Here is a 6,796-nt window from a genome sequence, read left to right as displayed (position 1 = left end):
CAGGGCTGCTGTGAGACGCCCGAGCAGGTGTCGGGGCCTGCGCCGGTGCAGGGCCGGTCGCGGTAGACCGCCCCGGCCCCCAGCCGCCCGCTGCGCGCCGACGAGACGCGCCCGGCTGGGGAGGAGCCTCCCGGCTCCGACGCGGGCGAGGCCGTGGATGCCCGGCGGCCTGGCGAGCCGGAGCCCGTTGGTGAGGCCGGAGGCAGCGGTGAGGCCGCTGAGCCCAGTCGCCCGCTTCGCGGCGACGGCGGCGGTACCGCCGAGCGGGACGCGGGCGCGAGCCCCGCTGCCGGTGCCGACGTCGGTGCGGCCGGGGGCAGCGGTGAGGCGGTTGAGCCCAGTGGCCTGCTTCGCGACAGCGAGACGCGCCCGGTTGGGGAGGAGCCTCCTGGCTTCGCCAGTGCCATCGTCGACGAGGCCGGGGGCAGCGGTGAGGCCGCTGAGCGCAGTCGCCCGCTTCGCGGCGACGGCGGCGGTACCGCCGAGCGGGACGCGGCCCCGAGACCCGGTGCCGGTGACGACGTCGGTGCGTCCGCCGAGCGGAACGCGGGCCCAAGGCCCGGTGCCGGTGACGACGGCGGTGCGCCCGCCGAGCGGGACGCGGGCGCGCGGTCCGGTGCTGGTGCCGCTGGGGCGGAATCCGTGGCCCCGGTTGCCGATGACGGGCGGTTCAAAGTACGGCTCGCCAACTTCGAAGGGCCCTTTGATCTGCTCCTGCAGCTCATCTCCAAGCACAAGCTGGACGTCACCGAGGTCGCCCTCTCCAAGGTCACCGACGAGTTCATGGCGCACATCCGGGCCATGGGCAACGACTGGGATCTCGATCAGACCACCGAGTTCCTCGTCGTCGCCGCCACCCTCCTCGACCTCAAAGCCGCCCGGCTGCTCCCCTCCGCCGAGGTGGAGGACGAGGCCGATCTCGCGCTGCTCGAAGCGCGTGACCTGCTCTTCGCCCGGCTGCTGCAGTACCGCGCGTACAAGCAGATCGCCGAGATCTTCAGCGGGCGTCTTGAGGACGAGAGCAGGCGGTATCCGCGTACCGTCGGGCTGGAGCCTCATCACGCCGAGCTGCTGCCCGAGGTCGTCATCAGCATCGGCGCCGAGGGCTTCGCCAAGCTCGCGGTGAAGGCCATGCAGCCCCGGCCCAAGCCGCAGGTGTACGTGGACCACATCCACGCCCCCCTCGTGTCCGTGCGCGAGCAGGCCGATGTGGTCGTCGCGCGGCTGCGGGAGGCGGGGGAGGTGAGCTTCCGGGAGCTCGCCGCGGACGCCCCCGACACCCTCACCGTCGTCGCCCGCTTCCTCGCGCTGCTCGAGCTCTACCGCGAGAAGGCCGTCGTCCTGGAGCAGGAGGACGCCCTCGGGGAGCTCATGGTGCGCTGGACCGGTGGCGAGGGCGACGACCGGCCCACTGTCACGGACGAATTCGATCAAGAGGTTCGCGAGAACCAGGAGGAGGACGAGAACGCGTGAGTGATCTCAAGCCCGCGCTCGAAGCGGTCCTCATGGTCGTCGACGAGCCGGCCACCGAGGAGCATCTCGCCAAGGTGCTGGAGCAGCCGCGCCGGGCCGTCGCCGACGCCCTGCGCGAGCTGGCGGACGAGTACACCGTCCAGGGCCGCGGATTCGAGCTGCGGCTCGTCGCGGGCGGCTGGCGGTTCTACTCCCGGGCCGAGCACGCCGACGCCGTCGAGCGCTTCGTGCTCGACGGCCAGCAGGCCCGGCTCACCCAGGCGGCCCTCGAGACCCTCGCGGTCGTCGCGTACCGCCAGCCGGTCAGCCGTTCGCGCGTCTCGGCCGTACGCGGAGTGAACTGCGACGGCGTCATGCGCACCCTCCTTCAGCGCGGTCTGGTCGAGGAGGCGGGCGCGGAACCCGAAACAGGTGCGATCCTGTACAGGACGACGAACTACTTTCTGGAGCGGATGGGCCTGCGAGGCCTGGACGAGCTCCCGGAGCTCGCGCCCTTCCTCCCCGAGGCGGAAGCGATCGAGGCCGAGACTCAAGAGGGTGTGCCGTCGTTCGATCCGGACGCACCGGACACCGACGCAGACGACAAGACGGAATTTTGATGCGAAGCAGCGGCAGGAACAGCGGAAGCGGCAACCGGGACTCCGGCGGGAGCCGGGACTCCCGCGGGAGCCGGGACTCCCGGGGCGCGGGCGCCAAGGGGCGCGACGACAAGCAGGGGGAGCGCCCCCGCCGTCCCCGGCCCGAGGAGCGCCGCTACGACGTGGGCGGTTCCGCCGAGGACGGCGGCCCCCGCAAGGGCCGTGGTGCGGCCGCGCGCGGCGGTGCCAAGGGCGGCCCGAAGCCCGCGCAGAAGCCCCAGGGCACCCGGCGCGGCAGCGCCCCGTCCCGCCCCCGTGAGCTGGACGCCAAGATCGAGCAGCGCAACCGGGACAGGTACGCCAACAAGCCGGAGGTCAAGACGCCCAAGACCTTCCCGGGCGCCGAGCAGGAGGGCGAGCGGCTGCAGAAGGTGCTCGCCCGCGCCGGCATGGGCTCGCGCCGCGCCTGCGAGGAGCTCATCGAGCAGGCCCGCGTCGAGGTGAACGGCAAGATCGTCGTCGAGCAGGGCATGCGCGTCCACCCGGAGAAGGACGAGATCAAGGTCGACGGCCTGACGGTCGCCACCCAGTCGCACCTCTTCTTCGCGTTGAACAAGCCTGCCGGTGTCGTGTCGACGATGGAGGACCCGGACGGACGCCAGTGCCTCGGTGACTACGTCACCAACCGTGAGACGCGCCTGTTCCACGTCGGCCGGCTCGACACCGAGACCGAAGGCATCATCCTGCTGACCAACCACGGCGAGCTGGCCCACCGGCTGACCCACCCCAAGTACGGCGTGAAGAAGACCTACCTCGCCGCCATCCAGGGCCCGCTCCCGCGCGAGTTGGGCAAGCGGCTCAAGGACGGCATCCAGCTGGAGGACGGCTACGCCCGCGCGGACCACTTCCGTGTCGTCGAGAACACCGGCAAGAACTACCTCGTCGAGGTCACGCTCCACGAGGGCCGCAAGCACATCGTGCGCCGCATGCTCTCCGAGGCCGGTTTCCCGGTCGACCGGCTCGTACGGACGTCCTTCGGCCCGATCGGCCTGGGTGACCAGAAGTCCGGCTGGCTGCGCCGCCTGACCAACACCGAGGTCGGCATGCTGATGAAGGAAGTCGGCCTGTAGGCACACCAGTTCTCGCACGAAGCCCGCGGTCATCTCAGGCCGCGGGCTTCTCGCATCTTGTGGGACGGGCCAGTTGGCCTTTATAGTCAACGTGACTATTAAGGAGCCGGGCGTGAGTCTCGCGGACATCCTCGAACCCCTGCAGCAGCCGCTGTTCACCGTGCTCGACACACCGGTGAGCTGGACCGAAGTCCTCGGCTTCGGCAGCGGGGCGCTCTGCGTGTGGCTCGTCGCCCGCCAGCACATCGCCAACTGGCCGATAGGCATTGCGAACAACCTCTTCTTCATCCTGCTCTTCACCCAGGCCGGCCTGTACGCCGACGCGGGCCTGCAAATCGTCTTCATCGCCCTCGCCGCGTACGGCTGGTGGACCTGGACCCACGGGGGTGGACCAGGTCCCGACGGCCTCCCGGTACGGCGCACCGGCCGCACCGAGTGGACCTGGCTGCTCGCGGCGGGGGTGGTGGGGACTCTCGGTCTGACGCTGCTTCTCGACCGGGCGACGGACTCGGCCGTCCCCTTCTGGGACGCTCTGACCACCGCCCTTTCGCTGATGGCGACGTACGGGCAGTGCCGCAAGCGCCTGGAGTCCTGGTGGCTGTGGATCGCCGCCGATGTGGTCTACATCCCGCTGTACGCGTACAAGGAGCTCTATCTCACCTCGCTGCTGTACGTCGGCTTCATGACCCTCTGCGTCATCGGGCTGCGCAACTGGTCGCGTGATCTGGCCGCCGGGCAGCGGGAGTTGGCGGAGGCGACGGCATGAGCACCTACCGGCACGGGCTGGTGCTCGGCAAGTTCTATCCGCCGCACGCGGGGCACCACCATCTCGTACGGACCGCCAAGGACCGCTGCGAGCGCCTGACCGTCCTGGTGTGCGCGGCTTCGGTGGAGTCAATCCCGCTGCGGGAACGCGTCCGCTGGATGGAGGAGGTCCACCAGAACGTCTGGGTCGTGGGGGCCGTGGACGACATCCCGGTGGACCTCACCGACCCGGACGTCTGGGACGCGCACATGGCGATCTTCCGCCAGGCAGTTCCGGACTGGGGCGACGCGGTCGACGCCGTCTTCACTTCGGAGCCGTACGGGGACGAACTCGCCCGGCGCTTCGGCGCGGAGCATGTCTCCGTGGATCCGGACCGCTCGCTGTTCCCGGTCTCGGGGACCGCCGTCCGCAAGGACCCGGTCGGCTGCTGGGACTACCTGGAGCGGCCGGTGCGGGCCTGGCTCACCCGCCGGGTCGTCGTGCTCGGGGCCGAGTCCACCGGCACCACCACCATGGCCCGCGCGCTCTCCGAGCACTACCAGCGGCGCGGCGGAGTCTGGTCGAGCACCCGCTGGGTGCCCGAGTGCGGCCGGGACTACAGCGAGGAGAAGCTGGCCGCACTGCGCGAGCGGTGGCCGGAAAGCCAGTGGGAGGACGTGGAGTTCACCTCCGAGGAGTTCCCGGTGATCGCCAAGCGGCAGAACCGCCGGGAGAACCGGCTCGCCCGCAACGGCTCGCCCGTGCTCTTCTGCGACACCGACTCCTTCGCGACCGCCATCTGGCACGAGCGGTACCTCGGCGGGCGCAATCCCCTCGTAGAGGAGATCGCCGGCCGGGTCACCCACCACCTGTGGCTGCTCACCGACCACGAGGGCGTGGACTTCGAGGACGACGGGCTGCGCGACGGCGAGGAGCTGCGGCCCTGGATGACCGGGCGCTTCAGGGACGAACTCACCCGCACCGGGCGCCGGTTCATCGAGCTGACCGGACCGCACGAGGAACGCCTCGCCACGGCTGTCGCCGCCGTGGACGCGCTCATCGACGAGGGCTGGGACCTCGCCGACCCGATGCCGGAGAAGCGATGACGAGGAGCTGCTGATGGAGGGCTACGACCCGGGCGCGTTCCCGCCCTTCGCGGTCACCGTCGACCTCGCCGTCTTCACGGTCCGCGAGGGACGGCTGCACGTGCTGCTCGTCCAGCGCGGAGAAGACCCGTACAAAGGCGCCTGGGCGCTTCCCGGCGGCTTCGTACGCCCGAAGGAGTCGGCCGGGCAGGCCGCCCGCCGCGAACTCGCCGAGGAGACCGGCCTGTCGCACGAGACCGTCGCGGATCTCCATCTGGAACAGCTGCGGACCTACAGCGACCCCGACCGGGATCCCCGGATGCGGGTCGTGTCCGTCGCGTACACGGCGCTCGTACCGGATCTGCCCGAGCCGCGCGGCGGCGGGGACGCGGCACACGCCCAGTGGGTGGCCCTGCCTGCCGCCGACCGTCTCGCCTTCGACCACGACCGCATCCTCGCCGACGCGCACGAACGCATCGGCGCCAAGCTCGAATACACCTGCCTCGCCACCAGCTTCTGCCCGCGCGAGTTCACGCTCGGCGAGTTGCAGCAGGTGTACGAGACGGTCTGGGGCGTCGAACTCGACCGCCCCAACTTCCGGCGGAAAGTCCTCACCACGCCCGGCTTCGTCGAGCAGGTCGAGGGCCCGCCGCGCCGCACCGGCGGCCGCGGGAAACCGGCCGCGCTGTACCGGGCGGGTGCCGCGTCGGCACTGCACCCACCACTCCTGCGACCGGAAGGACGGCAGGCATGACCGCCATCAGGACCACAAGGACCGTCACCAAGCAAGCGGCCACCGGCTCGCTGATCGGGCTGGCGCTCGGGGACGCGCTGGGCTTCCCCACCGAGTTCAACGATGTGCCGCAGATCCTCGCCAAGTGCGGGCCGTGGCGCGAGATGGAGCTCCCCAGGCCCGCGATCGTCTCGGACGACACCCAGATGACGCTCGCCCTGGGGCGCGGCATACGCAGCGCGATGGACCGCGGGCTGCTCGTTGCGCCCCGGCTGATCCGGCCGGTGCGTGAGGAGTTCGTCGACTGGTACCACTCCCCGGAGAACAACCGGGCCCCCGGCCGCACCTGCATGGTCGCCTGCCGGCAGCTCGACGGCGAACGGCCGTGGCAGGAGGCCAGCCAGATCGGCTCCAAGGGCTGCGGAGCCAATATGCGGGTCGCGCCGGTGGGACTCGTGCCGGGGCTGAGCGAGGAACAGCGGGCGGGCGCGGCACAGTTGCAGTCCGCGCTCACCCACGGCCACCCCACGGCGCTGGCGGCCAGTGATCTGACGGCCCGTGCGGTGTTCCTGCTGGCGCAGGGCGCGGAGCCGACGGGGCTGGTGGGTCAGCTGCGCTCGTACGCGTACGAAATGCGCAGTCACTACTACCACCACTGGCTCGGCAATCTGTGGACCTACTCCCACGACCCCACGCCCGAGGCGTTCATCGCCCGCGGCTGGGACGAGTGCCTGCAGATCCTGGAACGGCTCGCGACGGCGGCGTCCACGGCAAACCCGGAGACGGACCCGTGCCTCGCCACGGGCGACGGCTGGATCGCGGAGGAGGCACTGGCGACGGCGCTGCTCTGCTTCCTGATGTTCCCGGAACAGCCGGTCATGGCACTGCGCCGGGCGGCGTGCACGAGGGGCGACTCGGACTCGATCGCGTGCCTGGCGGGGGCGTTCGCGGGGGCGCATCTGGGGGCGGGGGCGTGGCCCAAGGAGTGGTCGGAGCGGATCGAGTACCGCAGCGATCTGATGTCGCTGGGGGCGCTCTGGGATGCTTGATCC

The 6,796-nt window shown here is 71.1% G+C and carries 7 protein-coding genes; all 7 read left to right on the top strand.

The features are described from left to right. Positions 1–405 precede the first annotated feature (405 nt). Positions 406–1,473, top strand: a complete 1,068-nt coding sequence (locus tag ABZS64_RS30705; RefSeq protein WP_355836840.1) for a segregation/condensation protein A — start codon at positions 406–408, stop codon at positions 1,471–1,473. Continuing rightward, entirely contained in the window at positions 1,425–2,072 is a 648-nt protein-coding gene (gene scpB / locus ABZS64_RS30700; protein ID WP_355836838.1) for an SMC-Scp complex subunit ScpB, read from the top strand. Before ABZS64_RS30705 ends, scpB begins: the two co-directional genes overlap by 49 nt. Further along, entirely contained in the window at positions 2,072–3,181 is a 1,110-nt protein-coding gene (locus ABZS64_RS30695; protein WP_355836805.1) for a pseudouridine synthase, read from the top strand. The genes scpB and ABZS64_RS30695 overlap by 1 nt, the downstream gene beginning before the upstream one ends. A gap of 112 nt (positions 3,182–3,293) precedes the next feature. Further along, a complete protein-coding gene (pnuC, locus tag ABZS64_RS30690; RefSeq protein WP_355836803.1) occupies positions 3,294–3,947 on the top strand; it encodes a nicotinamide riboside transporter PnuC in 654 nt (217 codons plus the stop codon). Next, entirely contained in the window at positions 3,944–5,032 is a 1,089-nt protein-coding gene (locus ABZS64_RS30685) for an AAA family ATPase (RefSeq protein ID WP_355836801.1), read from the top strand. Before pnuC ends, ABZS64_RS30685 begins: the two co-directional genes overlap by 4 nt. Before the next feature lie 13 nt (positions 5,033–5,045). Continuing rightward, positions 5,046–5,765: an NUDIX domain-containing protein gene (locus ABZS64_RS30680; RefSeq protein ID WP_355836799.1), complete on the top strand. Its 720-nt coding sequence runs from the start codon at positions 5,046–5,048 to the stop codon at positions 5,763–5,765. Further along, positions 5,762–6,793 (top strand): ADP-ribosylglycohydrolase family protein, encoded by a 1,032-nt coding sequence (locus ABZS64_RS30675; RefSeq protein WP_355836797.1) that lies wholly within the window; start codon positions 5,762–5,764, stop codon positions 6,791–6,793. Before ABZS64_RS30680 ends, ABZS64_RS30675 begins: the two co-directional genes overlap by 4 nt. Positions 6,794–6,796: the final 3 nt, after the last annotated feature.

It is taken from the genome of Streptomyces sp. NPDC005408, assembly GCF_040606445.1.
Classification (GTDB): domain Bacteria; phylum Actinomycetota; class Actinomycetes; order Streptomycetales; family Streptomycetaceae; genus Streptomyces.
The sequence above is the reverse complement of the archived record's forward strand: the minus strand, read 5'-3'. Positions and strand labels throughout refer to the sequence as shown.

Coding starts and splice junctions, on each gene's coding strand:
- ABZS64_RS30695 (WP_355836805.1), top strand. CDS start 2,072: ATGCGAAGCAGCGGCAGGAACAGCGGAAGCGGCAACCGGGACTCCGGC.
- ABZS64_RS30675 (WP_355836797.1), top strand. CDS start 5,762: ATGACCGCCATCAGGACCACAAGGACCGTCACCAAGCAAGCGGCCACC.
- ABZS64_RS30685 (WP_355836801.1), top strand. CDS start 3,944: ATGAGCACCTACCGGCACGGGCTGGTGCTCGGCAAGTTCTATCCGCCG.
- ABZS64_RS30680 (WP_355836799.1), top strand. CDS start 5,046: ATGGAGGGCTACGACCCGGGCGCGTTCCCGCCCTTCGCGGTCACCGTC.